The following is a 25972-nucleotide window of genomic DNA, read 5'->3' as shown; positions in this document are numbered from 1 at the left end:
GCGTCCACGCACGAACAGAAGTGTTCCTTGCGTTGTGTCTGCGGCTCGTCGTTGCAATCACCAACTTCGAACGAGGAAACGATCCGGGCTGTGAGAAGCTATGAGATGGATTCTATGACACGCTCTAACTGGTCATCAAGATCGTTCCGGTCAGTTAAGAAAACCAGAGTTGGATTCTTCATCGAACTTTCTCTCTTGATCTTCTTAGCGTAGAAAACCATGGAGAGCGACTTGCCTGACCCCTGAGTATGCCAAACAAGCCCGATACGGTCCTCATCCGGGTCTGGGACAACTTTTCTACTGCTCTCAACAGCGTTGTTCACCGCGTAGAATTGGTGGTAAGCCGCCAGCTTCTTTCCAAGCTGTCCGTCCTCATCCGCATACAGTACGAAGTTCTGGATCAGATCCAGCAGTCTTCCTTTATCAAACGCGCCTCTGATCAAAACTTCAGAAGGCGGTAACTCATTTGTAGCATCTTTTTCCTCATCAATATATCTCCAAGGTGAGAACCATTCCCAGCCCGCACTTAGACAACCGAGTTGAGCGTTGTTCATATCCATTATTCCGATCAGCTCGTTGTAGTGGAATAGATCTGGAATATCGTTCACATACCGGTCTGTGACCTGCTTGTACGCATTACCCATAGACGCCTGAGGATTCGTCGGATCCTTCATCTCTAAGACACCGATAGGCAGGCCGTTCACGAACACTACGATATCCGGTTTCCTTTGAGGCCCATCACCAATCTGAATAATTACCTGATTAGAAACAAGAAAATCGTTCTCCTCCGGCTCATCGAAATTGAATACGTCGACGAAGTCTCCTCGTGGTTCCCCATCTACTTCATATTCAACCTGAATTCCGTTAATCAACTTCTCGTGGAAATCTTGGTTGTTCTTCAGAAGCTGAGGGGAGTTGGAACCAAGAAGTTGAGAGATAGCGTCCTCAATAGCTTCATCAGGTAGAGATGGATTGAACTCACGGAGCTTCCGTTCAAGACGGCCACGGAGCACTACATCAGAAAGCGAGGTACGTTCTGGATCATCACTATTCGGCCCAAGCTCACGACCAGGCTTATACTCGTAACCGATACTCTGGAAGATCTGTAAGGCAGGCTTCTCCGCCAACTCCATCTCATTCATAGACAAAACAGATTAAACCTCGTTACTAACCTGTAAATCATCAAGATTAATATCATTGATCCTGATCTCGCCAGACATCAACTTCGGAAGAAGCGTGTCACGAAGTCTTCTCAATCTTGAATTCTCCTGTATTATATTTGATTTTTTACTGTGCATAGATCGCACCCTTTGAGCAAATTCGTTCAATTTTTCCTCAGGAGGCAAAGCAAATTGGAATTCGCCAATAGCAGTCAAACTTAAATGTAGAACGGTCGTGCCTGTTGCAACAGACTTTGAATATTCTTGGAATCGCTCTGTTTTAAATAAATGATAAAGAAATTCTCTGGGTACGTTCTCGGGTACTATCTTGGCCACATCCTGAGAAATGATATTCCTCTCTTCCTCAAGTTCAGGAATCAAAGCAGGAGATCCAATAAGTCCCCCTTCTTGGGTCAAGTCAGTGATAGCTACGACAAGATCCCCTTCCTCAATCATGTATCGGTCTTTCATTGATTCTTCAGTGTAGAACTTATAACCGTCTGTCCTGAATCCTCCTCCCTCTTTTACATTCTTCAGGTTTATCATCGGATAACTCTCTTCAATCTCGTTTTCTTTGTCGAGGTATTCGCTTGTGTATGAGTAACCACGACCAGACCAGACCAAATCATCTACCTCAACGAACTCAAATCCGGTAGGGATCTCCCCCAGCTCAGATTCTTCAAAATCTTCGTATGGATCAAAATCAACAAACCAGTGGTTGAATAGAGTTTGAGCTGCTCTCTCAAGGAGTTGGCTGATTCGGTTGTTGCATTCAATTTTCCGGTCTAAATTATCTAAGAACGTAGCTATCTTTTTTTTGTTCTTTGATTGGCGGCAAAACGATAGTTTCCTCATAGAAGTCATTCCTGTTAAGTCCAGGAACAGCAGAGCCACTTTTCAGTCGGTCTAAATCAAAGTCCAGTAGATTGTAATAAAGAAATCGCAGGTCTACGTCTGAGACTTCAAGTGAGTTTTGATTGACAAAATATGCTGTATCAATAACATTAAAGTCGTGATCACTCCACTCAATTCCAAGGTTCACTCCCTTTCGACCTACAATAATTCCTGGTGCCTCAATATGATACTCTGAATGCCAGCCAGAACGCCCATTGGAACCAAATACAGGGAATTGGCCTTCATTCCGATCATCTTCAGGAAGTGATCTCCCGTACTCTAATTCAAATAAGTCTCCTAACCGATGTGTGCTCCAATTTTCTTGTTTGTCTACACCCTGTCTTCTCAACGTGTATGGCTTATTATGCTCCTCTGACTCTTCCTGTAGATCAGAAAGAGTGTGCTGTTCTGATGTCAAAATCCTACCTCCTGGAGGCTCTTCTCTATCGCATCTTGTAATTCATCTGACTTTTGGAATTCTTCACGGAGCTCTGCAGATATTCTTTCCATCTTTTGTTCAAAGGGTTCTCCATTATCGTCATTTGACTTTACTCCAACATACCTTCCAGGCGTGACTATATGACGATTGTCAGCTATCTCTGACTGTTCCGCAACTTTACAATATCCTAGTTCATCCTTGTATTCGTCAGCAGTCTTTTCTCCCCGATAGGCTCTGACCGTATTAGCGATCTTACGGATGTGATCCTCATTTAGCTCATTCTGGGTGCGACTTACACTCTCATAGAGATCAGTGGCCTCTATGAATAGGGTTTCTCCAGACCTGTCTCTATATTGGTCTGAATCCTTTCCTTTGCTCAGAATGAAGAGGCAAGCGGGTATACTCGTCGTATAGAATAATTCCTTGGGCAGAGCGATCACTACATCCAGAAGATCGTCTTCAATAATTCCCTCTCGTATCTCACCTTCTGTACTTTGCGCAGACATCGCTCCGTTTGCCATAACGGTGGCTGCCATCCCTGTGTCGTTGAGATGGTGTATCATATGTTGGATGAAGGCATAGTTGGCGTTGTTGGAAGGCGGCATCCCATAGTTGAAACGAGGGTCATCATCTGCAATTGAGTCTTTCCCCCATTCACTCATGTTGAACGGCGGATTTGTGATGATGTAATCTGCTTCTAAGCCTTTGTGTTGATCGTTAAGAATACTGTCTCCTTGTTTGATGTTCCCGTCAATACCTCGGAGATAGAGGTTCATTTTGGAAATCTGGAGAGTGCTTTCCTTCACCTCCTGGCCATATATGGAGATTTTGTCGGTGTCCCCGCCATGGCTCTCGATGAATTTCTGGCTCTGTACGAACATTCCGCCTGAGCCGCTGAAGGGGTCGAATATCCGACCTTCATAAGGTTCAAGAATTTCAACCATTAGCTCAACAACGCTCTTTGGCGTGTAGAATTCTCCTCCTTTCTGGCCGCCTTCCATTGCGAACTGCTTGATGAAGTATTCGTAGATTCGGCCGAAGATGTCCTCGTCTTGGTCGCCATTCTCCGCTTCCATTTCAATGTCTGCGAAGAGGTTGATCAGGCCTTCTAAGGCGTCTGAAGAATTACTGGAGAGCGATGATCGGGAGTAACCTTTTGGGAGAATTCCTTTGAGGCGTGGGTTTTCGTCTTCGATGGCGCGCATTGCGTCGTCTATTTTCTTCCCGATCTGAGGGTCTGTAGCGTTCTCGACGAAGTACTGCCACCGGGCTTCCTCAGGAAGATAGAAGACGTTTTCTCGTTTGTATTCGTCTTTATCAGTTAGAATATACTCGCGTTCTTGTTCATCTTCTGTATAGTATCGTGATTCAGAGTCCCGTGTCTTTTCGTTCAGTTCATAACGTCGAGCTTCAAAGGAGTCAGACATACTCTTGAGGAACAGGAGTCCAAGCGCGAAGTCCTTGTATTCGGAGGGGTCTACTGGTCCCCTAAGTTTTTCTGCTGTTTCCCAGAGTTTCTTCTCAAGTTCGCCGTTAGAATTCCCCGTGATAGCCATGGAAAGTAATGCTTGGGTCACTCTGTTAAGAGTTGTGTTGACTGGGAGCTACCGATGAGATATTAATCCAGTTGCTGTAGCTGATCTCGAAGATGAGATTCGGACTCTTCGGCTTCTTCTCTGTTTATTGTACCGCTGATGATTGTTTTGCCGCTGGCAAAGATTAACATCACTGTCCCGAGCTCCGGAGGTCGATAGATGACGCCTGGGAACTGTTCCGGTTCATATTCGACGTTCTCCAGCCCCAGATGAATTGCCAGAGTTTCTAACTGGATCTCAGTTCCGAAGTCTGCAAGATAGACAGCGTTATTTTGACGGAATGGCACCGGACCAAACTCTACGCCTATCTTTCGAAGGGCATTCAGCAAATCTTCCTTAGCTTCAAATAGACTTTCCCGATTGGAAGTGCCTCGGATTTGAAAAGCTCCCGTACGGTATAACGTGTGAGCAGGACCTCCGTCTTCCAACCGGATTGTGGCGATTGAATCGCTATGAGTCTTGGCCTCGATATCGAATTCGGCAAAGAGGGCCTCGATCACTTCTGATAGCTCTATTTCCCTGCCAAGCTCTCCACTACCCATCGTACTCACTATGTGCATCCAGGTTATTTATTCAGAGAAGACCGTCTCTCTTTATTCCACCCTTTTTCACCTTCCCTATTTCCCAATCCGTTAAACCGGCCTGCTCAGTCAATACTTCAGTTGCTTCCTCGACTTTCATGTTCTTGGATTTCCGTAGCATGATTCCTGTGTACTGTTCTTTCGCGTGAATCTCACCTATAGTAATCTCCAGAAGTATCTGCACACTGTTTCAGTGGGTATCCGAGAATTGATTGGTAGAACTGCTCTCCTGTAACTGGCCGCACAAAGAGTTCCAGATTCTACTATAGGTTCTCCAAATAGTTCTCTGCGTCTTCTACAGAACCGAAGAACGGGTCGATCAGTTCATCTCCAGCCTCGGTGTGGTAAACTACTCCTTCCTCACCGCTCCAGTAGTACTGTTTCCGACTGCCTCCGTCAGGAAGGATCTCCTCTTCAGCCTGATCTCTGAAAGCTTGGTCAATGGCTTGTTTGTAGTGTGCTTCGGGAAAGTAGTTTTCCAGTGTGAACCGTAGTTCTCCGGAGAAAGTGGTTCCGCCGGTCAGATTTTTCCAGTACGGTTTTTCGTTTTCGACGTAGGTTTTCTGTTCGACGTATTCGTCGAGAAGCCGGTCTATCTGGTCAGATCTGATTGTGTTTCCACCTCTTCCAGTGTGTAGCGTTGTGCTGCTAACTCGGTTTCAAACACCTGAGCTACATCTTCATTCAACGGTGTTCACCTCTGTACTTGTCTCTGTCAGGCTCCAAGCTCTGCAAGGCATCAATCTCAGATTCGTACACTGCTACCAGATCTTTGATCTCGCCTCCATCAGGGAACAACGGTTCCTCACTGTCCGGATCTAAGTCAGTTCTGTAGGCACCGGCCTCCTCCAACTGTTCCCTGTTGAAGTAGCCGTACTCCCACCGGTCATACGTGTTCGGACTCCGTACCCGTCCGAAGTAGAGCCCGTTCTCGTCTTCGACTTTGTCGTAAGCCTCCCACTCCCAATCCGGAAGGAAGGCCGCTTCCCAAGAAGCCAACGGCTCCTCATCGCTGTAATCAGTCATCGATTCTTACCCTCTCAAATCTGGAGTTCGTGTTGTTGGCGGAGTTCTCTCAGGGTTTCAACTTCGTCCTCCCAATACGGTTCCACACCGTCTTGCTCGACCAGTTGTTGGCTGCGCCGGCTGACTGCTTCCTTACCAAGGTTTTCCGGGTCCGGTATCTCCGAGGCACCATTCTCCAACAGTTGGGAGAGACTTTCGAACCCTTGATCCAAGTCGTATTCTGGGACGTCACGAGTGTAGTGTGTGAGCGCCCGTGTACCTGCGTTGTAAGTCTCCCAAAGCGTCGGGTTTTCCGGGTCATCGACTTCGCTGTGCAGTGCATTCAGTAGGTCTGGTACTGGTTGCTCAAGATACCGGTCGACCCCTGTATCCATCAGGACGAGCAGTGCTTCGTCCTGGTTCAGGAGCTCAAGGTTCTGTGCTTCTGCTAATCGGTGCTCGATCTCCGCAGGCGACTCTACGACGGCGTCAACAGCGTTGTAGGCTTTTCCGGGTTGGAATGGTTCACCGTGTGTCTGCTCGAAATGTAGATCGGAGATGAATGCCATCATACCGTTAGAACAGACTTGGCGTTCCGCCCCTATATCGTACTTCAAGGCGTGGAAACCGCTGTGTCCGCTCCGAATCTTCAGCCCTAGGTCAATGGGGTCATCCTGGTTGGCGTAGACCTGCTGGTCGAAATCAAGCTTCGTACTCATTTTGTGGGCTGTAGGAGAAACCGATACCTCTCCCTTTACGCCTAAGCCATGTCTCTCTGCGGCGTCACCGACCGTATCCAAGATCTCGCCGTACTGGATAACGTTGTAGAAGTCGTCGTTGCTGGAGACTACGCCTGTAGCTCTGAGGTCGTCAGTCCACAAACTGTCTCGGTACGGAACCTTCTCCCACTCATCTTCCTCGGTGTGATGGGCGTAAACATCTTCTCGACCTACATCAGGTAGATCTTCTGCGGTTTGATAGAGTTCATCTAAATCGCGAAACGTGTACTTTTCTCCTTTAATTGTGTACCACCTCTGTATCCACGAAGAGAGGCAGAAAACGGGTAATGTCCACGGGAACACCGTGTTTCAGATGAACGGTCAGCGTTAAGGTGGCGTAGGCGGAGTTCCGTTATCGTTGTTTACCGCATCCTTGGTGTTCCACTCATCGTCATCCCCAGGGCCATCGTCGTCAACGTCATCACCAAAACCTTCTCTCAGACTATTTGTCTCCGAGTACCTGGTCTTGTAGAACATTGCCGAACCCAAGACCAATGGCTTACCGAGTCGCGGAGAAATCCCTCGCTCACTGAGCTCTTGCTTCCGCGTATCGTAGTCGTCGTTCCTGTAGATCCGGAACTCATCATCGATCTCATTGACCTCGACTGCGAAGATGTCGTCACCATCGTACTCAATGAACTCGTCCACCCAGTCGGATGACAGAGTGACTCGGAGACGGCTCGAACCGTCTATGAATATCTCGTAAACTGAGTCGGAGTCGGGCGTTTCATCGTCTTCCTCGGTCAGCTTACTACCCTTGAGATAAGGTATCCCGTCCTGAACTTCTCTTTCGACAACAGCGTAAACATTTTTTCCCAGACCCAGCTTCTTGATTGTGTCTGGCAGATACACCCTGTAGTCCGGGCTGTGACATTTGCTCCTGTCCTGAACGTCTTCAGGATGGTACGTTACTTCATGGCTCCAGATCTGGTCTGAAGTCATAATCTGCGAAATCTACAGAACCCACGAGCCTTTGTTAATCAGTTTATTAACAAATAGAGCCGGTATGAAATACCGATTATACGCCGTTTAACTCCGTTTTCTCCATAATTCCTGAGATCCAGACTAATATCTGTCCATTGCTACCTGTGTTCTGAATCCATGCAAAAACAGATCGCATACATCTGTGAATTCAGTGTTCAACTGATCCTTGCCTTGTGGCTATTAACGGGCCAGGCTGCAGCACAGACTAACGGCCATGACTGTTCAGGAGTACCGCCTTCCGCCATCGGAGACCTAATTGTTCTTATCAACAATTTGCAGAGCCTGGCGTTGACCCTTGCGCTTCCGCTCGCAGGCCTGATCTACAGTTACTGCGGTCTGCTTTGGCTGTCCGGGTCACCAGAGCTTCAGAGACGTGCGCGCAGGGTCTTTGCAAACGCCACAGTTGGTTTGGTGATCGTGATTCTGAGTGAGGGGATTGTTGCGATCATTTCGGATCCGCTGTGTGGAGGAGGTGCCTGAAAGATGAAACCGATCGGCTTAGCAGCCGTGCTCTTAACCCTTTTCAGCGGATTCACTGGCGGTGTAGCTGCCTCAAACAATTCGACCGCTGTTAGTCAACAAATCCCTGGGAAGGAAGAAAGTGGGATTATGGATCTCGGTGAGCAGTTTAAGGAAGCAATTGCGTCGGTTCTGATGGACTTGGTGAAGAGCTTAGCTGAAACCTTGAACGCTATCTTAGTCCGGATATTCGTGAGCTATCCGGATGTGAAACAACCGGCTGTACTTGAGATTCATCAAGATGTGTTCTTGGTTTCGTTGGCATTAGCTACGGCTGCCGCTGTCTGGATCGGCGCTATGCATATGTTCGACCGGGTTGACGGTGTCCGGCCGTTGGTCTCTCTTCTGGTTGCTGTGGCGTTCGGTGCTGTAGCCCCGGAGCTGCTGTACTATCCTGTTGAGCTTTCGAACTCCACCGCAGCGGCTTTAGCTCCCGAAGGCTCTAATATTGTCCAGACTTCACGGTTCAGCTTCGAGATTCTGCTGGTGCTGTATATCGATGTGTTCCTGTTGTTGGGTACTGTGATGATCTTCGTCGCACGGGATTTCTACCTCATGCTGGGTGTGGCGCTGTCTCCCTTGATTGCGTTGATGGCGGTTACACCGCCGTTCAGACGGTACGCAGATGCCTTGACTAGTATCTGGGTTGCCTGCTTGTTGATTGGGCCTCTCAACGTTGTGGTTCTCGACCTAACCATGGCATTAATGGGGAGTTCGATGATGGATACTCCTCACTATCTCTGGGGTCTTGGCGGTATAGCACTTCTCTTCGCGCTGCCCTTGATCCTGCTGGGTGCTGGAGCGGTCGTTTTCGCGCCGATGACCAGAGTTGTCCGCGGAGGGACCAAGAAGTTCAGTAGCGGTGTTAGGCGGGGCGTCAACCGTCTTCACAACAATCAGAGAAGCCAGAGCTATGATCGAGAGCGGAATGACGGGAGAAACCGTGGAAACCGGTTCAGAAACCAGGGTGGTGACTAAATTATGTGGTCCGAGTTCCCTTCATCGATCAATCCGAGGTTGAAGTATCTGGACAGGTACACCGTCTGGGATGTCCTCCGAGGATTTATCCTAACCGGGATCGGCTGGTACTTCGGAGATGGACCTGGCGCAACAGCAGGTATCATCCTTGGAGCCCTGTTCGCGGAGTTCGAACCTGGTGGAAAAACGATAGAGCGTTACCTCGTCGATGGACTAACCGGGGTTCTCGGTATATCCAGTGTCTCCTCCCCCAAGATATCGAAGTTTGTCGATGGTTTGGTGGTTCTGAGTGATGACACTGTCGTCGGAATCGTAGAGGTATCCTCTCTCGACTTGGAGTATGCTTCTGACACCGGTAAAGAAGCCAACCTGAGAACAGTCAAACAGTTGCTTGATGAGATCGGCGACGAAGTACAGATCCACTCACGTCAACAAACAGTTGATCTTTCAAGCTACAGCGACGGGGTTAGAGACTCAGCGGTCGCCACCCGCCACTACGTTGTGGTAAAGGAGTCCGGTTCCTCGTTGAAACAGAACCACTACAAGGTCAAGAGTAGGTGTGGAGAGATTCAGGGGCTATTGAATGGAGCGGATCTTCAGGCCGAGCGCCTGACCGAGTCAAACCTAAAATCGGCGGTAAAACAGTTGTATCTGGGAAAAGCCCGGTTCAGTGGAAGTACGTGTACTGTGAGCCGTGGACAGAACAACGTTAACCGGGTGCTCTACGTCGATAAGTATCCTGAACAGCTTCCTCTGGGCTGGATAGCAAATATTCTGGGCGCAGAACATCCTGGAATGGTAGATGTTGTCCAAACGGTAAGCCCGGTCTCCAATACTCAACGGACCTGGATGGATCGGATGCTGGCACGGATCGACTCCGAACTCTCCTCATCAAAAAAGCCGTCACGCCAGGCAGATCTACGGCAGCAGAAACACGACCTGGAAGACATGATAGATCTCGACGCCAGCGGAGACACCTTGGTCAACTACGGCATCTACATCACTGTTCGAGGCAGTTCCGATGCCGAAGCCAGGAGAACACTGGAATCAGTCCAGACAGTCTTAGACCGATTCCGTGTAGATACCCGTGAACCCCGAAATCTGGGTAAAGCGTTCAAACGGGTTTCAGCATTCCATTCCGGCCGGTTCAGCAGGACAGAGATCGTTCCAGCACGTTCCGCAGCAACCGGCTTCTGCTTCGCCACCCAGGACACAATCGAAAGATCAGGGGTTGTGTACGGAAAACGTAGGAACAGCACTCCTGTCGTTCTGGACCGGTTTACTTGGGAAGCCGGCCACACCACCGTGATGGGTAAAATCGGGTCTGGAAAGACTTACTGGACTAAACTGATGCTTCTCAGGTCGTACAGAAGAACCGAAGACCTGGAGATCTACGTAGTCGACCCTAAGAAACGGGATTACGGCAAGCTCATCAGCGCCTTAGGCGGTGAAACATACTTTGTCGGCGACAGCTATCCGGAGCCGGAGACCGATATCGTCCGTTACACCGTTGAGGATCCGTCGAAGGACAACACTGAGGACTTAGCGGAGACAGTGAGACATGTCTACAGACAGGCAGCACAGACCGACAGGAAGACTCTCGTAGTGGTCGATGAGACCCACCGGATCGTCAACAAAGGAAACGGCATCCATACAAGAGGTCTTCAAGCGGTTTCTACCCTGGTCCGTGAAAGCCGTGACCGGAACATAGCGGTAACACTGGTCACACAGAACGCTGACGAGTTCACTCGGTCTAACGAAGGAAGAAACATCCTGAAGAACACCGATTGTAACCTGTTCTTCAGACAGCGAGAAGTGGACAGCCCTGTCAGCGACTTCTTCCCACTCTCAGAACTGCAGAGAACCGAATTACGGAAACTACGGACAGGCACCGAAGTAGAGTTCAGCGAGGCCTTGATTCAGGGGCCGGTAAACTCCCGGATCCGAGTTGAATCCTCAGAAGAGGAACACCGAGTGATAGAATACGGTGAATCCAGAGAACAAGCAGAACCTTCGGAGAATACTGTAGTAGAGGAATCTCAGTCAGACAGACAGCAGAGTAAAAACAGGAAGAAGCAGAGAACTGACGGAGGAAATAATCCTTCTAAGAAGAGTACAGACTCAAAATCAGAGGGCTACGGTTATTGGGAAATGGTCTGGATCGTCTCTGGAGCCTCTTTGGGGTGGTTCGAGTACCTGCTGTTAGCCGGACTGCCTGTCTCCGTGTTTCTCTACCAACAGGAGATGTTGAAACCGATACTCGGGCTGAACCAGCTGCCTCTGAACGGCACCCTGTTAGATATCATCGGGATCTGGGTTTTCACATATGTGGTTCTTGAACCGGTCTGGATACTGGTGCTAAGCCTCGATGTCTGGCACGCAAAACAGGGGAACTGACTACGTCCATGGATTTCTTCAATCGCTTCAGAGACAGCTACGTCAGACTCGACAACCCTACGGTTCAACGACTGTCTCAGCCAAATCAAGAGTTTAGATTTGTTGAGGTTCATCCGCCGGCCGACCAAGACCTGCCGGTATCACTTGATCGGTTCGTGAAGACAGTCACAGAGTATCAAACCCAGCTACTGGGAATCAAGAATACCTCACCTGTCATCGGATACGAGATCCAACGGTTTACTCCAGAAAAGATCCGTCTCCAGTTCGCTGTTCCCACCGCCAGACTGGAACGGAAACTGCGTACACAGTTGAACGAACAGATCCCTGGAATCGGATTCGAAACCGGAACCAGGGAGTTACCTCTAAACAAGGGTGATACCGTTGGACTCGGAGTCCTGAGTCTTCGGCGGAAAGAGGTCTACCCTTTGGAAACCGAGTTCGAAGCACCGCCGATCAACTCCGTGGTTACGGCGCTCCACCGTCATGCAATGCGTGACAGCCGTATAGCTATTCAAGTACTGTTCAAGCCGGTCGCTGGTCAACCCGTACAGAGACGGCTATGGCACCGTGAAGCCTCCCGTGAGAGCCGGAACTTACGTAGTGAGAAGGTAGGAATGCTTCCGTGGTCTGACCGTGACGCAACACCCAGGGAGAAACAGCAGGCACGTCAAATCGACAGTAAAGCAGGCAGCCCTCGGTTCCACGTCTCGATACGGATCCTCGTAGTCGGGGCAGCAGAGTACACAGCAAGCAGGATCAAGGAGGTTTCTGGCGGCTTCAACATATTCACTAATCCCGATACCGGCCAAGGATACCAGACCCGTGCGGTTCGAAGCATCCGTGACAAACCGATAATCAACTCGGTAGAACAGTTTAGAAACCGCAGGCTGAAACAACCATTCCAGATCTCGGCGGTCGAACTGGCAGGACTAGTATCGATTCCGGACCGTGAACAGGAGAATATAGAAACAAGTGTATGAAACCAGGAGACACCAAGAAGCTTGTCTACAACGCTGAAAACTCAAAACAGACCATCGTTGGTTCACAGACCAGTATACTGGGAGTAGAGGAAAATGTCGCAGTCGATGACAAACACCGCGTGAAACACTGTCTAACCACTGGAGCCAACGGTACAGGCAAAACACAGGAACTGCTCCACGTCGCCTTACAGGACACAGTCAAAGGCCATGGCCTTGCCATAATCAACCCAAAAGGGAAACTCATCGACCAGTACCTGTCTAAAGCCCCTGATGACCGGAGAGACGACTTGATCTATGTCAACCCTTCCACCGACCCGATTATTGGGATCAACGTCTTAGAGCCCTATATCAGCCGAGATTCATCGGTCGCAGCCAAATCCAATCAGGTAGAGCTCATTGTCTCCAATCTCATACAGCTGTTCAAACGCCGCAGCGACAACTGGGGAGACCGGTTCGGAAGAGTGCTCGCCACATTATTTCGTGCCGGAATAGAAGCTAATATCGAACAAGACGAGAATTACACCCTTTTGGATATCAAGCGTTGCATCACCGACAAACAGGATCTCAAACGGTTAATTGACGACACCAGTGATCCGGAGCTCCGGTCACAGCTCGTTAGCATCAAAGATGATCTCACAAGCCGCGAACTCGAACCACTTCTCCGAAGGCTGAATGACTTCACCGGGAACCAAGTTGTTAGGCACATCATCGCCTCCGAAAACAGCGATATAGACTTCGAACAAGTAGTCAACCAGAACAAGATCTTGTTAGTGGATGTACGGGAAGGAGAGGTTGGCAGTACCGTCACAGAGCTTCTCACCTCTCTCGTAATCACGAAGATCTGGGCAGCAGCACAGAAACGTTACTACCAACGCCGAGAAGTCAAGGAACCCTTCTATCTCTTCGTCGACGAACTCCAATCCTTTCCCAGCGAAGGCCAACATTTTGAAGAAATACTGAGCAAGGCCCGTGAATACCAGCTGGGATGCTGGCTCGCTACACAATACCTCTCACAACTACCCCGAAAAATGCAGAACGCCGTCGCAAACAACTGTCGAACCAAACTAGTGTTCGACCCATCTGGCTCAGAAGACCTCTCCAGACTCAGCCGGATGCTCTACGGCATTGACCAAGTGCAGATAGCCCGATTAGGCGACTACCGTGCCGCCATCCAGACACCCGACACAAAGAGGAAACAGAAGGCCAAAATCGTAGATACCTATCCCCCTTGGCAGTCCGAAGACGTCGACCTTCAGCGGATCAAGAAGGCTGCATCACCTGCCACCACGACCGCTACAACCAAGACTCCATACGTGGGGAAAGGCATGAACGCCGGCGGAAAAGAGCACACAGAGTTACTGAGGAAGGCTAAAGAAGAGTTGGAGGATCGCGGCCTCCAAGTCCAGATACTTCATCAGGACGCTGGTGACGACAAGCCCGACGGCCACATCAAGATGCCGGACGGAAGCACCGCATACCTCGAAGCCGAACACGGTACCCTCTCCAAGCCCGCCAAAGTCCTGAAAAATCTTCGAAGAGCATACGAAGACCAACGAGAATGCACCTTCGTCGTCAAAACAGGAGACAAAGAAAAGCTTCAGAATATTCTGTCTGATCCTGTTGACCGTGAAAGCCCTCAGGACGGGAACTTCAGCTACTACCTCGACTCCGATGGAGAACCGTTCTCAGACCTCGATTGGATAGAGAACACGGAATATAGAATAATAGAAATTGGAGAGGATCACCAACCAATAGATCCTATAGAAGAGGAACTCAGAGATGTCGACCGAACGGTTCTCAACTGCATCAAAAACGGTGGAGACGATATCCAGAAAATAACGTCGACAACCGGGCTTCCCAACCACAAGGTCAACTACAGCTTCAAGAAACTCGAAAGTCTCGGGCTGATTCAAGTCCACAAACCCGATGAACCGGTAGAACGGGTGGTAGACGGCCAGAAACGAGTGTTTAAAGTGAAAATAGCAGAACTAACGGAGACAGCTAAAGAATCACTCAGTTAAGCTCCGAACCTTTCACTAACTTTAGATCTTGTCTTCGGAAATGGATGTCCGGTATCTCTCCATTCTCTAATTTGACTGTGTAGCTGAAGTTATCCTCTGGATTTCCGGTGACTGAACCGGCATCATCAAAATCTATATCGATGATTTCGCCCTTCTTTCCATGGTATTTCATATCCGGGTCGACCTTGTCAATCACGATCTTGACCGAATCCCCTATCTGAAATGCTTCACCGATACTCTATCCACCCTATCTGATTAATTGGCAGAGAACTTTTTCAGGATATCCTCTTCCAATCCGAAAGAACAAGGTTTGAAAAGTTCAGGTTAGATTATCCGGCGACAATATTCTGTATGACGATTTCAGGGTAGATGGTGGGGGTAGAGGTCATTGGCGCTGTTGTGTTGTCATCCCCGTTTTGTATTTGAATATTCAGAGATAATTACTGCGGTATTATGACTGGAGGTGATGTGGGGTTACCGGAGTTGGAGAGGTCGTCTGAAACCGTTTACCGTGGTGATCGGGAGGGAAGGCTTGTAGATTGCTATCGCTGTGGAAGAGAAGATGTTCGGAAGAAGTTTGCTCCGGATGTATTGGTTGACGATCCCCGTAACACTGTAGAGTATTCGTTGCTTCCGCGCAGAGAACTCAGTAATTCAGCTCCAGGTGCCAGCTTTCAATGGGGTTACAGCGGTCATGGTCCGTACCTTTTGGCGGTTTCCCTTGTGGCGGACGCTTATGATGACGATGAAGTGGCCTTGGAGTATCAGACACCGGTGGAACAACTGCTAAAGGATTTTGACCAGCATGAGCCTTGGGAACTGGAAGCTGTGGATCTTGATGACTGGATCAGAACATTCGAGTAGAGATTAGAGCAAAGGCTCTATTTCTTTCCAAATCAAGATGTAGAGAATTAACTGTCTGGAAGTAGAGTTCGGACGGTCGGGTTCTCAGATGCTACTTTTCCAAGCGCATCTACAAAGTTCTCCGCAAAACGGTGATGTTGATAGAAGATTGGCTCATCCAATAGCTCCGAATATTCGCTGGCTAATTGCCGAGGACTATCTTCCAAAACCCGTCTGCAAAAGAACGCTATCTCAGCAACCCCTTTGAAGAACACCTCTGGACTACTCGCAGAAGGATTCAAACCTTCCTCCGAAACATCGAAATCAAGAGACTGCTCCTCAAAATCCGCCTCCAACAACGCATTGTACTCGGAAAGCTCATCGAAGGCAATCTCATGACTGCTCGCTATAATTCCGACGTTCCGAACCAGACAAGGGATACACAGCCCGCAGTTCTTCCCTTTGGCCCATCTCGAATGAGGGCAGGAAACAGTCTGCTTGACAATCTCCTTATCCGGAATCTTCTCTGTAATCTCTGTCTTGGTCAGATCTCGAAACGGATTTTCAACTTTCAATGGCTGTTCTAGAACGTTGGAGAGTATCCCGTTGAAGTACGCAAGGAACTGCGGTGAGACTGTACGGGTTGTCATCCAGCCATCGGAGAGGATCAGGAACCGTGCCATAATCCCGTTCTCGAAACAGTGTATCTCGTCTGTTCCTACTGCCAGGGCTTCAGAAACCGCGAAACTCAAATGCAACAAGCCGCGAGAAAACTGTGTGTATTCACGACTCCTATCAGATTTCACCCGGTAAGCCCTGTGGTCAACACCGGCTTGGCCCGCGATGTTCTCAGCCTTCGACTTAACCCCTTGTCCATAGTCTATGGTAGTATGGACAGCGTCAATTCCTTCTGACTTATTGTGGTATATCCCTGCTGCACTGTCTAAACCATCCGAAAGAAGGCCGACAGCGTCAATATCGCTCTGAGTCGAAACCTGTTCTACCGACTCTATAGACTCTATATGATGGAATTCGTATTCTACGATATCGCGGGTCATGTGAGAAACCATTTCCGAATAGAGTTGCTCCACTTCTTCAGTCGCTAGCTCAGGTGAGAGAACAGGGATCTGAAGCTTGATATTCCGGGTTTCGAGAAGGCTGTCGTCAATCTTTTCTTCATCGATATCTATCTCGCGACTTACGGCCTTGTCGGCAGCGAAAGTAGCAGTTGCAATCTCCAGTATATCCAATACAACATCCGGAACTTCACCAGAGAACGATTCCTGAGTTATCGAATGGTCATACCTGATGTAATCCCAATCTTCAGAAGGCCTCCTTCGATTGTAATCGTGTTCCTGAGGAAACTTTGAGCTCCGGTATGGAATAACTGCAACAATATCGTCATAATCCGTTTTATCGTACCTTTGGACGTCTTGTTCGATTCTTCTATGAAACTCGGGATGACGATATACGAAGAATTTCTGAGACTTCATTCTACCTCCTCCAGAAACTCTTCCAGCTGATTTTCCCACTCCTCAAACTTCTCGTCCATAGCGTTCTCAACACGTTCCTCCACATCCTCATCATCAAGGCGCTCAAAGTCCCCTGACTCGATTACTTCACCTACGACTTCATCGTCCTTCAGATCATCAACGAGATCTCTTGCCCAGACCTCACACCGTTCAAGCATCTGCTCACGCTTCACCTTCAAGACTTCATCTCCTTCAGAAACATCCAGATGGAGCTGAGTGCCGATATCTTCAACCTCTTCGTCTTCTGATTTCAGCTCCTGCATGATGAACCGGAAGATGAACTGGCGGAAGTAGACTACAAATACGCCTTCTGTCCCGTGTTCCTCAATGAACTCTTGGACATTCTGTTCCGCCTGCTCATCGTCTATGAACTCATCCTCACTCATCATTTGATCCTCCGCTCATCATGGCATCCGCTCCGTTTGAGAAAACCGCTCCGAGGGTATCTTTCGCAGCCTGCTCTGAAGATGCATTGAAGTTTTTATTCGCCTCTTCGACTCCTCTGCTGACTGTATCGTTTTCCGCAGCCATCGTGACCGCTTGCTGTGAGGTATCGACTACACCACTAGCCGCCTCACCGGCGATCTGGGACTTCGCAACGTCCTTGCCCGTCTCTTGGATACCTTTCTCAATCCCATCTTTCTGCGTAGTCTGGATCAGGGTATTCGTGTGTTTCAGACAGTTATATGCAGGAACTTTAGCCGGACCGTTCGGCTGTACCGCAAGGGCACCGGTAACAGCGATATCAACCGCTGCTTTCGTTTTATCTGACTCCAGAGCCTGATTCATACCTTTTTTGGCATCTTCATATCCCATCCCGCTCGCGCCAGAGGATCTAGACGTTGCACTTCCCATTATATGTAGTATATATACTACTTAGTCATAAATAACTATTCTTCAAACCAGGAGACTCAACCGGACATCAGACCCTTCCAATCACCAGTACAGCGCCACAGTTTTTGTCTCAACTCGGAACGCGTTATCTTCATCAGTAGAACTCACTACACCAGCATTCTGAGTAGAAGTGGTAGCATCGGGCCGCAACTTCTGACGTTTCTCATCATCGACAGGATCTAATCCATACATCTCGATGAAAGCATCTGTATAGGCGTTAAGAACCCTCTTTCGTTGTGCCGTCTGGCTAACTTCATCGCCAAGATCAACAGTTTCCATAGTCTCTACGATCAACTGCTCCTGTTCGTCCTCAGAAACATCTTGACCATATTCCTCTTCCAGAGATTCAGTATACTGTTGAATATCCTGGCCCCACTGAATCGCTGAGTCAGCAGACCAATCAGTGAAATTTTGGAGTTCGGATAACTGGCTTCTTGTCTCTTCCAAGCCCCGTCGGAACTCTTGGTTCAAATTCTTTGCAGCAGGTTTTGAGAGACTGTTGATCGCACGAGTCACCTTCAATGGATACCAACGGTCTATATCCACGTCCTCTATTCTACAGTAGATTACGAACCGGTCATTATTGAACAAGGTCTGTATCGGATCAACCCATAGACTGTCCAGGTTGAGCAGTGTAACTACCTCTAAATCCTCTGCTTCCTTTTCCTCCTTACTATTCAGTTGATCAGAACGTTTGATCTCCTTCTCGTCTTCATCTCCCTCGACGACTTTGTAGTCAACAGCTTTCCCAACAACCGGAATACGATTGCCAAGACTACTGCCTATCAACTCCAGCATTTCCTCGGTCTCAGAATCAATCTGATCTTCAAATGCATCAGCAAAATAATCAATAGTCCTGTACAGCCTGAACAAGAGATTTGCTGAAAGATTCACTCGGAGCTCGACTACATCACCGCGTTTTAAATCCGAGGCTGCAAGCCCAGAAAACGGTTCATCCTCGGATTCTTCTTCCATTGGTATCTGATCCAGTGAAAGCTTCTTCTCCACTACATCGCTCTTGTATAGTCTCGTGAACTTGGACTGAATCAGGTCGTAATTACGCGTCTCAATTTTAGTCTCCTGACTTTCTCTTTCCTCAGAAACATTTGCATTAACAGAGGCTGGGCCAGCTGATATTGAACCACCCGCACTAGATCCAGAACGTCTTCTACGCATCTCTTCATTAACTGTTTCAGATACAATACCGCCTTCCCCTGTTGAAGCCAACAGACTCCTAACACTAATTTCGTCCAGGTAAACAAACTCACGGAGATCATCAAATTCACTTCTGGCAAGCCACCGCTGTAGCCGCGTTAGCACGGAGTGCAGTCTTTGACGTATTTTTAGACGAGTCATTCCTGCTGCCTCACCTCATTTATCTGCTGACGTTTGGCCTCGCGTTGCTCATCAAATCGCTCAAGCGCGATTACGAAATCCTCGTGGTGAACCTTTGACCGGTCTTCTTTGACGGCAATGAGTCCGGCTTTCTTAACGATGGATTCTAAGTCGGCACCCGACCACCCACGAGTCCGCTCCGCAATATCGTGAAAATCTACGGAGGAAGAGACTGGCATGTCGTTTGAGTGAACTTCAAGGATTTCTCGACGTTCCCCGGTATCCGGTAAAGTAAATTCAATCTCCTCATCAAAACGCCCTGGTCGCCGTACTGCTGGATCAATCACCTCGATCAAATTGGTTGCACCAATGACGACAATATTACCTCTATCCTCTAAACCGTCAAGTTCGCTTAGGAACTGGGCAACAATACGGCGTTCTGTCTCATCGGCACGATCTCGGCGCGGAACGACGCTGTCGATTTCGTCTATAAAGACTACTGCAGGTTCCTTTCCTTCTCCGTCTTCCTCTTCTTTCTCTTCCGCTTTCTGCTTAGCGGCCTCGAAGACCTTTCGGATTTGGCGTTCGCTCTCACCATAGTACTTGCTCACAATTTCTGGGCCACCGATGTGGAAAAATGAGTCAGAAGATCCCCATTCGTTTGCGGCTGCTTTTGCTAGCATTGTCTTCCCGGTCCCTGGGGGGCCGTAGAACAGGATTCCGAATCGGCCTTCAAGACCAAATTTCTCCATCTCATCGGGCTTTTCCATCGGGAGACTTACTGCCTCAGTTAGCCGATCTTTGGCGTCCTGTAATCCGATAACATCATCAAAAGAGACATCATCAATACTCTCTGGTTGGTACAACCCCTCTCCTGTTTCGCTTTCTTCTTCCTCGTCTCCATCTCCAGAACCTAGATTCAGGTTGATCGCGTCAACTTCAAGATCTGGCTTCGGTTCAATTTCAACTGGCTTCTCACCCAATACCTGAGAGAATGACTGAGAACGAGTTAATGCGATAGTATAGCCTTCTTCTACAGTTTCATCAGGCCGGCCGACTTCAATTAGGCCATTTTCGGTTCTCACTGCAATCTTCTCGTCGAAAACACATTCTACAACTCCAACACTTCTTCCTCGGTCGTAACCTCCTTTTTTAACTACCTTAACCGCCTTGTCATCGCTACTATCAAGGACAGTTTCCTCGACTTCAACGATATCACCCACTTCGGCATCATCCGTATGATTAGATACGGTGGCTGACCCGGAACCGTCTATGAACCCTACAATAAGATCGCTGTTGTCCGCGATCTCGTTTACAAGGGCCAGCTTCTCTTCGGACATAACAACAATTGGTGATCTGTACTTTCTTGAATCTACTTGATGAATGCTCTCTACTGAGGACATTTCGAACAAGCGTGAGAAGGAAAACGATTCTGCGGAACTGGCGATACCATGATCGTGAACGCGGGACGGAGAATCAGCCCAGAATCAGGTCATATCGCTTCTTTCTAGGTCGGAAAATCAGGTCTGAATCAGGTTGGAAAACACCGGCGACTATACATTGTAGACTGATTAGAACCTGAGAGGGAACGGTTCCTCAGAGAGTTTAGATGTGGACGTTGAGTTTTTTGATGCAGTCGAGGTATTCTTTCCTAGCTTGTGTTCGGTCGACTCGTGTGTAGATATCCATGGTTTCGGTCTTGGAGTCTCCTCTAATGTATTTGAGGATGTGGTCGCTCATATCTTGGTTCCGCATCAACGTGGTGAACACGGTTCGAAAGGTGTGCGGTGTGAACTTTTTGTGGAACCGTGTTTCGCCCTGTTCCATGACTCCGGCTTTGACAGCAGCACTTCTGATGTGGCGGCGTAGCTGTTTGCGTTTCATTCTTCCTCCTTTGGTGGATTCGAATAGATAGTCGGAGCCTCGACTGGTTCGAAGGGTCTGGTAGAACTCTATCAACTGGATAAGTTCGTCGTCGATAGGCACGACTGTCTGGTTTCCTCCTTTCCTCTCTCGCAGCCGGACGAATCCTTCTTCGAGTAGTAGGTCGTCTTCTTTGATCCGGCAGGCTTCACGCGCTCGGCAACCGGTTTTCGCTAAGACTGCGGTGAGTGCGAAGTTTCGTGGGTCTTCCACCGCGTCCACGATTTTACAGGCGTTTTCCCAGGTGGCGCAGTCTGGGCGTTCAGGAACGTTCTTAGGGATTTCCTCAAGGATTACTCCTGCGGGGTTACCGGTCACTTCTTCGTACCGCGGTCGTTGTAGTGCCCAGCTGTAGAACGCGCTAAGAGATTCGAGGTACCGCCTTTTGGTGTTCTGGCTCAGCTCGCGTTGGTTCAGCCGGGTGAGGTACTGTTCGATGTGACGGACTTCGACGTCAACAGGATCAAGCTTGGGGAACTCCTCGTGGAAGAACTTCTTGGCGGTACGGCTGTACTCGTTGAGTGTCCGCCTTGATTTTCCGGTGGTCTCTTTTGAGCGAAGCCAGTCGTTGATAACACGGTGATTGTTCCTGTAGACCTTCTCTTCCCAGCTATCCGCGGTGAACAGGAACTTGTCAGTGCCACTCATTCCCGATCACCTTCCTTTCCAATGTTTTTCCAGCCGTTTCCTCGCCGGTACTCTACCTTCCCGTTGTTCGCTAACCTGTAGAGCTCAGACTTCAGCTCTGTACGAAGACGTTCCTGAAAACTCTGGCTTCCCACCAGTTCTTTTAACACCTGATCCAACGGCTTGAACTCCCCGTCAACGATCTGTTCCAAGCCCTCTGGCTGGATCAAATTGGAGCCGATATCCGGGTTCGAGCGTTTCTGCCTCTGACTATCCAACTGTGCCTGAAGCTCATCGACTTCCTCCTGGAGCTGCTCGACTTTCCTCCGGTCTCCCAGTTTCAAGCGGCCTTGCTTCCGCATCGCACGACTCTCCTGAATCAACTGATGCAGATAACGGCTGAGCGACAAACCCTCATCTTCCGCCTCCGATTTCCACTCCTGCTTCGTCTCTGTAAGGGCGTAAGTCTTGACGACTTTTCTCTCGTCACTTTTGGACAAACGTCTACCAGTCATCGCAACACAGCACCTCGATGTGAACGTTTGATCGGCAATCCTTTTATCTCTAGTACTGAAAGCGTGGCCTCGGAACTCATAGGGTTCGTCACGACCGGCTCGTCAGGCCGGCTCTGTGTCGCGGATCGTCATCGGCCGGACGGCGATACGTCGTCGGTCGGGAAATCGGTTTCCACCGCGTCGCGGGAGCGCCGAGCACCGCCCGGCATCGACACCGCGCCGTCTGCCGAGTAGTCGGACGTTTCCGCGGTTAAGCTCGACCTGTTCGATCGTCGAATCCCGTAATCAGGGGTTGTTCGGGCTACTCACTGGCTAACTAAACCCGTTCCGCCGCTAGCGTGGTTGCATGGAATCCAAAGGTCAACAGCAAGAAGCGGTGCGAGCGGCAGAGAACACGGGCACGGATCCCGCGGTCATACTGGCCGCGGGGTCGGTCGTGCTGTCGTGGTTCTTCTTCTACGCCCGGGGCGACAAACAGCAAGGGCTGTTCGTTGGCCTCTGGCCGCCGACGATCCTCGCGTTCGCGAGTTACTTCAAACAGACGCAGATGAGCGACATGGTCGAGCGCGCGACCGGTAGCGACACGCTCGTCGGCCGCGTCGAGCGGATGGTCCAGAGCCGCTCGCAGTAACGAACGTCTGAACCGACCCAACCACACCGACCGCCCGCGCTGTCAGGCTTCGTAGCGGTCGGCTCCTTTTCCGAACCGCCACCCGGTCCGCAAGCGGCGTGTCCGCCAGTTCGCAGGGCGACCACCGTGGCTACTATATCTGCCGCCGGGGTACCCCTTGCTATGCTCGAGGTGGACGGGAGCCAGGGAGGGGGACAACTGGTCAGGAGCGCGCTGACGCTGTCGATGTTGAGCGGCGAGGCCGTCGAGCTCGACGAAGTCAGGGGGAATCGCTCGACGCCGGGGCTGAAACCCCAGCACCTGGCCGCCGTCGAGACCGCCGCGGACGTCGCCGACGCCGACGTCGAAGGAGCCGAACAGGGGTCCGAGCGCGTCACCTTCGAACCCGGCCGTATCGGCGGCGGCCGCTACGAGGCGGACATCGGGACCGCCGGGAGCGTCAGTCTCCTCTTCGACACGTTCCTCCCGCTCGCGACTCGGATCGACGAGCCGCTCTCGATCACGGCGACCGGCGGGACCGACGTGAAGTGGTCGCCGCCGCTCGCCTACTATCGCGAGGTAAAACTCCCGCTCCTCCGCCGGTTCGGCCTCGCCGCCGCCGTCGAGGTCGACCGGACGGGCTTCTACCCGGTGGGCGGCGGTCGCGCGACGCTCCGCCTCTGGCCGTCGTCGCTCTCCCGGATAGACCTGGGGAGCGGCCTGTCGCAGACCGGCGCTCGCGTCTACTCGAAAGCCGCCGCGGAACTGGCCGACGCCGAAGTCGCCGAGCGCCAGGCCGCCGCCGCGACGGACGCCCTCGACGGCCTCGGCGTCGAGACCGTCGAACACCGGACGACGTACGTCGCCACGAGCAACCCCGGGTCGGTGGTCGTGGTCCGCCTCGACGGGGCGGACAGCGTCGCCGGCTTCGACGCCTACGGCTCGCCCGGCACGCCCGCCGAGGAAGTGTCGAACAGAGCCACCGACCCGCTCCGGCGCTTCCTCGGAAGCGGCGCCGCGGTCGACGTCCACCTCGCCGACCAGCTGCTCGTCTTCCTCGGGCTCGCCGGCGGCCGCGTCGCGGTCCCCGGCGTCTCCGACCACCTCTCCTCGAGTCTCGACCTGCTCGCGACGTTCGGGCAGGACGTGTCGGTCGACGACTCCGGGCCCGCTCCGGTCGTCTTCGCCGATCGATAGGTGACACCTGACCCGCGGGGCGGACCGGGCGGCTACGGATCGCCGTCCGGCCCCGGCGACGGTCTCCGGTCTCCGATACCCCCGACGAGTTCGTCCTGCGTGCGAGCGGTGACGTCTGAGCGGCGACATCTGAGCGGCGACATCTGAGCGGCGACTGACAAGACTCTGTCATCGAGTCCAGCCGGTCGAGCGGAGAACTGTATCCGCCGGTAGGGGCGTTCTGAGTCGGATTTTGTGCATATTTCGGGCCAAATTGGGTCCGAAGCCGGAAAACCTCCTTGTACGGTTCGATACCTGTTGTCGAGTGGACGCGAGAGGAGTCCACCACAAATGCCAGCCTGTGACCACTGCGGTACGCACGTCTCGGAACAGTTCGCCCGCGTCTTCGCTGACGAGTTCGGCGACCTCCACGCCTGCCCGACATGCTCGGCCAACAGCGGTATCGCCGAGGTGTCCAGAGAGCGCGCACAGAAAGCCTGAAACCGTGAGTCACACCCCCGCCCTCCGCCACGCCGGTCGGTCGCGGACGACCGGAGCGTGACTCGCGGCTCCCCGAAACCGGGTCAGTAGATGGCTGCGCGGATCGTTTCGTCCAGGTCTTCGAACGCGGCGAGGTACTCCCGACGTTCCTCGCGCAGGTCGGCGATCCGGTCGTCGGCGTCGTCGAGCGCGTCACCGACGTCGAACCGGCTCACGTCCAGCCCCGGGACGGAGTCGGGGACGGTCAGTCCCGTCGTCGGGTCGTCGGTCCAGGCGACGCGCCCGCGACTGACCGCTCGAAGCAGGCTCACCGTGTCGTCGACGCCGATGTCGCGGTCGCCGACGCTCCCGGTGTTGAGGAGGAACGCGTCGACGTCGAGGTCGGCGACGAGGTCGCGAAAGCGGTTCCCCTCCTCGCCCTCGGACCCGACGATGAAGGGGTTGGTCCCGACGACGCGGATGGCCTCGCCCGCGCTGTCGGGGTCGCCGGCGCTGGTCTGGACGGACTCGCCGAGCATGAACGCGACGGCCGCCTCCTCGGAGGAGAGCTTCGCGATGGGGGGCATCGCGGGGTTGCGCGTGATGAAGAACACCTGGTCGATCGACGGGAGGTCGATCTCCTCGTCGGCGGAGGGGAGGTGGTCGCGCTGGACGATCGCGCGGGCGTTGGCGGTGTGGGCGTCGCTGTCGAAGTCGACCGTGCCGTCCGCGGCGACGTCGACGTTCTCGAGGACGGCCGAGTCGTGGGTCGCGGCCTCGTACAGGTCCGGCTGCTCGCCGTGGTCGAGCCCGATGGTCTTGATGTAGAGCCCTTCGCCCTCGCTGCCGGCGACGGTCCCGTCAGGTCGCAGCGCGCAGACGTCGTCCTGGAGCATCGTCGCGTCCTCCGGGGGTTCGAGACCCAGGCCGTGGGCGGTGAGCGTCGACTTGCCGGTACCGGAGAGCCCGAGGAAGACCTGCCCCACCGTTTCCAGGTCGCCGTCGTCCGATTCGAGGCGGACCCGTTTGGTGCCGGCGTGGAGACCGAGACCGCCCTGTCGCTTGGCGTCGAGCATGAACAGGCGCAGGAACGACTTCTTGGCCTCGCCGGAGTAGTCGGTTCCCAGGACGGCCGTGAACCCCTCGTCGGGGAGGACGCGGATGGCGACCTCCTCGGTGTCCGGGACCTGGACCGTCGTGAAGTCGGGCTCGGCGTCGTCGGGCGCGGGTTCGAGGAGCTTGGCCCACGCCAGCGCGATGCGGCTGTGCTCCTTCGGGACGTAGTAGCGACAGACGTAGCTGTTCTCGGAGTGGCGGCCCAGCTGACGGTCGAGGCACACCATCTCGCGGTCCGCGACGGCGTCGAGCGCCGTCTCGACGTGCTCGTAGTCGTCGCCGTCGAAGTCGTGGTCGACTGCGTTCTTCGTCAGGTCCGCGTTGCGCGACTGGTGTTCGCTCACGTACGACGGGGAGCCGTACTCCGTCGTCGTCTCCAGGTCGCGCGCGAACTCACGTACCGACGCCAGCGCCGGGTCGTATACGACGTTGTCCGCCGTCTGGGGATCTGCGATCGCCGCTGTCGGCGAATCGATCGCCGTCCCGTGTTGTGACATCGTAGCCGATCGATCACATCCGTCAGTGATAAAGGTGTCATTTCCTCCATTCGTTTGCTAATCATCGACATAGAATTAATTATTAAAACGCG

The 25972-nt window shown here is 51.8% G+C and carries 27 protein-coding genes and 1 pseudogene; 10 read left to right on the top strand and 18 right to left on the bottom strand.

The genetic code is table 11. The annotated features are described in order from the left end of the window. Positions 1-104: pseudogene (locus D1409_RS14120) on the top strand (IS5/IS1182 family transposase); the annotation flags it as partial. Here D1409_RS14120 and D1409_RS14115 read toward each other — a convergent pair. The 9 genes from D1409_RS14115 to D1409_RS14080 all read right to left on the bottom strand — a co-directional run bounded on the left by D1409_RS14115 (position 99) and on the right by D1409_RS14080 (position 7395). After that, positions 99-1142, bottom strand: a complete 1044-nt coding sequence (locus D1409_RS14115) for a type I restriction endonuclease (protein ID WP_235853560.1) — start codon at positions 1140-1142, stop codon at positions 99-101. The pseudogene D1409_RS14120 and the gene D1409_RS14115 overlap by 6 nt on opposite strands. Before the next feature lie 12 nt (positions 1143-1154). Continuing rightward, on the bottom strand, positions 1155-2054 hold the full coding sequence (locus D1409_RS14110) for a restriction endonuclease subunit S (RefSeq protein WP_164471699.1): 900 nt from the start codon (positions 2052-2054) through the stop codon (positions 1155-1157). Continuing rightward, positions 1951-2472, bottom strand: coding sequence for a restriction endonuclease subunit S (locus D1409_RS14105; protein WP_164471698.1), 522 nt, complete (start codon positions 2470-2472; stop codon positions 1951-1953). Before D1409_RS14105 ends, D1409_RS14110 begins: the two co-directional genes overlap by 104 nt. Then, the gene (locus tag D1409_RS14100) at positions 2469-4049 is read right to left on the bottom strand and encodes a type I restriction-modification system subunit M (RefSeq protein WP_123537610.1); all 1581 of its coding nucleotides are present in this window, start codon (positions 4047-4049) and stop codon (positions 2469-2471) included. The genes D1409_RS14105 and D1409_RS14100 overlap by 4 nt, the downstream gene beginning before the upstream one ends. Before the next feature lie 62 nt (positions 4050-4111). Then, positions 4112-4630 carry a TATA-box-binding protein gene (locus D1409_RS14095; protein WP_164471697.1) on the bottom strand — a complete coding sequence of 173 codons (519 nt, stop codon included), beginning with the start codon at positions 4628-4630 and terminating at the stop codon, positions 4112-4114. A gap of 31 nt (positions 4631-4661) precedes the next feature. Next, the gene (locus D1409_RS24600; protein ID WP_164471696.1) at positions 4662-4853 is read right to left on the bottom strand and encodes a hypothetical protein; all 192 of its coding nucleotides are present in this window, start codon (positions 4851-4853) and stop codon (positions 4662-4664) included. A 500-nt stretch (positions 4854-5353) separates the two neighbouring features. Further along, complete coding sequence (locus D1409_RS14090; RefSeq protein WP_123537608.1) at positions 5354-5695, bottom strand: hypothetical protein; 342 nt, start codon at positions 5693-5695, stop codon at positions 5354-5356. Between the two features lie 14 nt (positions 5696-5709). Then, entirely contained in the window at positions 5710-6756 is a 1047-nt protein-coding gene (locus tag D1409_RS14085; RefSeq protein ID WP_235853559.1) for a DUF932 domain-containing protein, read from the bottom strand. Positions 6757-6780: 24 nt separating this feature from the next. Continuing rightward, on the bottom strand, positions 6781-7395 hold the full coding sequence (locus tag D1409_RS14080) for a hypothetical protein (RefSeq protein ID WP_123537607.1): 615 nt from the start codon (positions 7393-7395) through the stop codon (positions 6781-6783). Between the two features lie 159 nt (positions 7396-7554). Here D1409_RS14080 and D1409_RS24595 point away from each other — a divergent pair, with 159 nt between their 5' ends. The 5 genes from D1409_RS24595 to D1409_RS14060 are packed head-to-tail and all read left to right on the top strand — an operon-like array spanning position 7555 to position 14332. Then, entirely contained in the window at positions 7555-7917 is a 363-nt protein-coding gene (locus D1409_RS24595) for a hypothetical protein (RefSeq protein WP_164471695.1), read from the top strand. Between the two features lie 3 nt (positions 7918-7920). Beyond that, positions 7921-8934 carry a hypothetical protein gene (locus D1409_RS14075; RefSeq protein ID WP_164471694.1) on the top strand — a complete coding sequence of 338 codons (1014 nt, stop codon included), beginning with the start codon at positions 7921-7923 and terminating at the stop codon, positions 8932-8934. A 3-nt stretch (positions 8935-8937) separates the two neighbouring features. Continuing rightward, the gene (locus tag D1409_RS24590; RefSeq protein ID WP_164471693.1) at positions 8938-11331 is read left to right on the top strand and encodes a VirB4 family type IV secretion system protein; all 2394 of its coding nucleotides are present in this window, start codon (positions 8938-8940) and stop codon (positions 11329-11331) included. A gap of 8 nt (positions 11332-11339) precedes the next feature. Continuing rightward, on the top strand, positions 11340-12311 hold the full coding sequence (locus D1409_RS24585; RefSeq protein WP_164471692.1) for a hypothetical protein: 972 nt from the start codon (positions 11340-11342) through the stop codon (positions 12309-12311). Further along, positions 12308-14332 (top strand): type IV secretion system DNA-binding domain-containing protein, encoded by a 2025-nt coding sequence (locus D1409_RS14060; RefSeq protein ID WP_123537603.1) that lies wholly within the window; start codon positions 12308-12310, stop codon positions 14330-14332. Before D1409_RS24585 ends, D1409_RS14060 begins: the two co-directional genes overlap by 4 nt. Here the strand turns inward: D1409_RS14060 and D1409_RS14055 are convergent. After that, on the bottom strand, positions 14325-14528 hold the full coding sequence (locus D1409_RS14055) for a hypothetical protein (protein WP_206425056.1): 204 nt from the start codon (positions 14526-14528) through the stop codon (positions 14325-14327). The genes D1409_RS14060 and D1409_RS14055 overlap by 8 nt on opposite strands. Before the next feature lie 272 nt (positions 14529-14800). Here D1409_RS14055 and D1409_RS24580 point away from each other — a divergent pair, with 272 nt between their 5' ends. Beyond that, a complete protein-coding gene (locus tag D1409_RS24580) occupies positions 14801-15196 on the top strand; it encodes a DUF6166 domain-containing protein (RefSeq protein ID WP_164471691.1) in 396 nt (131 codons plus the stop codon). A 47-nt stretch (positions 15197-15243) separates the two neighbouring features. Here the strand turns inward: D1409_RS24580 and D1409_RS14050 are convergent, their stop codons facing one another. From D1409_RS14050 to D1409_RS14025, 7 genes are all read right to left on the bottom strand, one after another. Next, positions 15244-16668, bottom strand: coding sequence for a 7-cyano-7-deazaguanine synthase (locus D1409_RS14050; protein WP_123537601.1), 1425 nt, complete (start codon positions 16666-16668; stop codon positions 15244-15246). After that, positions 16665-17093 (bottom strand): hypothetical protein, encoded by a 429-nt coding sequence (locus D1409_RS14045; RefSeq protein WP_164471690.1) that lies wholly within the window; start codon positions 17091-17093, stop codon positions 16665-16667. Before D1409_RS14045 ends, D1409_RS14050 begins: the two co-directional genes overlap by 4 nt. Continuing rightward, a complete protein-coding gene (locus tag D1409_RS24575) occupies positions 17086-17562 on the bottom strand; it encodes a hypothetical protein (protein WP_164471689.1) in 477 nt (158 codons plus the stop codon). Before D1409_RS24575 ends, D1409_RS14045 begins: the two co-directional genes overlap by 8 nt. Positions 17563-17643: 81 nt before the next feature. Continuing rightward, on the bottom strand, positions 17644-18921 hold the full coding sequence (locus D1409_RS14040; RefSeq protein WP_206425055.1) for a DUF6414 family protein: 1278 nt from the start codon (positions 18919-18921) through the stop codon (positions 17644-17646). 32 nt (positions 18922-18953) lie between these two features. After that, positions 18954-20276: an ATP-binding protein gene (locus D1409_RS14035; protein WP_123537598.1), complete on the bottom strand. Its 1323-nt coding sequence runs from the start codon at positions 20274-20276 to the stop codon at positions 18954-18956. Positions 20277-20541: 265 nt separating this feature from the next. Beyond that, the gene (locus D1409_RS14030) at positions 20542-21507 is read right to left on the bottom strand and encodes a tyrosine-type recombinase/integrase (protein WP_123537597.1); all 966 of its coding nucleotides are present in this window, start codon (positions 21505-21507) and stop codon (positions 20542-20544) included. Next, positions 21504-22001 carry a hypothetical protein gene (locus D1409_RS14025; RefSeq protein ID WP_123537596.1) on the bottom strand — a complete coding sequence of 166 codons (498 nt, stop codon included), beginning with the start codon at positions 21999-22001 and terminating at the stop codon, positions 21504-21506. Before D1409_RS14025 ends, D1409_RS14030 begins: the two co-directional genes overlap by 4 nt. A 346-nt stretch (positions 22002-22347) precedes the next feature. Between D1409_RS14025 and D1409_RS14020 the strand changes: the two genes are divergently transcribed. The 3 genes from D1409_RS14020 (at position 22348) to D1409_RS24570 (ending at position 24288) form a co-directional block, all read left to right on the top strand. Continuing rightward, entirely contained in the window at positions 22348-22632 is a 285-nt protein-coding gene (locus D1409_RS14020) for a hypothetical protein (protein WP_206425054.1), read from the top strand. Positions 22633-22794: 162 nt separating this feature from the next. After that, positions 22795-23808: an RNA 3'-terminal phosphate cyclase gene (gene rtcA, locus D1409_RS14015; protein ID WP_123537595.1), complete on the top strand. Its 1014-nt coding sequence runs from the start codon at positions 22795-22797 to the stop codon at positions 23806-23808. 330 nt (positions 23809-24138) lie between these two features. Then, on the top strand, positions 24139-24288 hold the full coding sequence (locus D1409_RS24570; RefSeq protein WP_164471688.1) for a DUF7563 family protein: 150 nt from the start codon (positions 24139-24141) through the stop codon (positions 24286-24288). Between the two features lie 83 nt (positions 24289-24371). On the opposite strand, the gene D1409_RS14010 is transcribed toward D1409_RS24570, so the two are convergent. After that, complete coding sequence (locus tag D1409_RS14010) at positions 24372-25880, bottom strand: phosphoenolpyruvate carboxykinase (ATP) (protein WP_123537594.1); 1509 nt, start codon at positions 25878-25880, stop codon at positions 24372-24374. Positions 25881-25972 lie beyond the last annotated feature (92 nt).

This window comes from Halosimplex salinum, assembly GCF_003730195.1.
Taxonomy (GTDB): Archaea; Halobacteriota; Halobacteria; order Halobacteriales; family Haloarculaceae; genus Halosimplex; species Halosimplex salinum.
The sequence above is the reverse complement of the archived record's forward strand: the minus strand, read 5'-3'. Positions and strand labels throughout refer to the sequence as shown.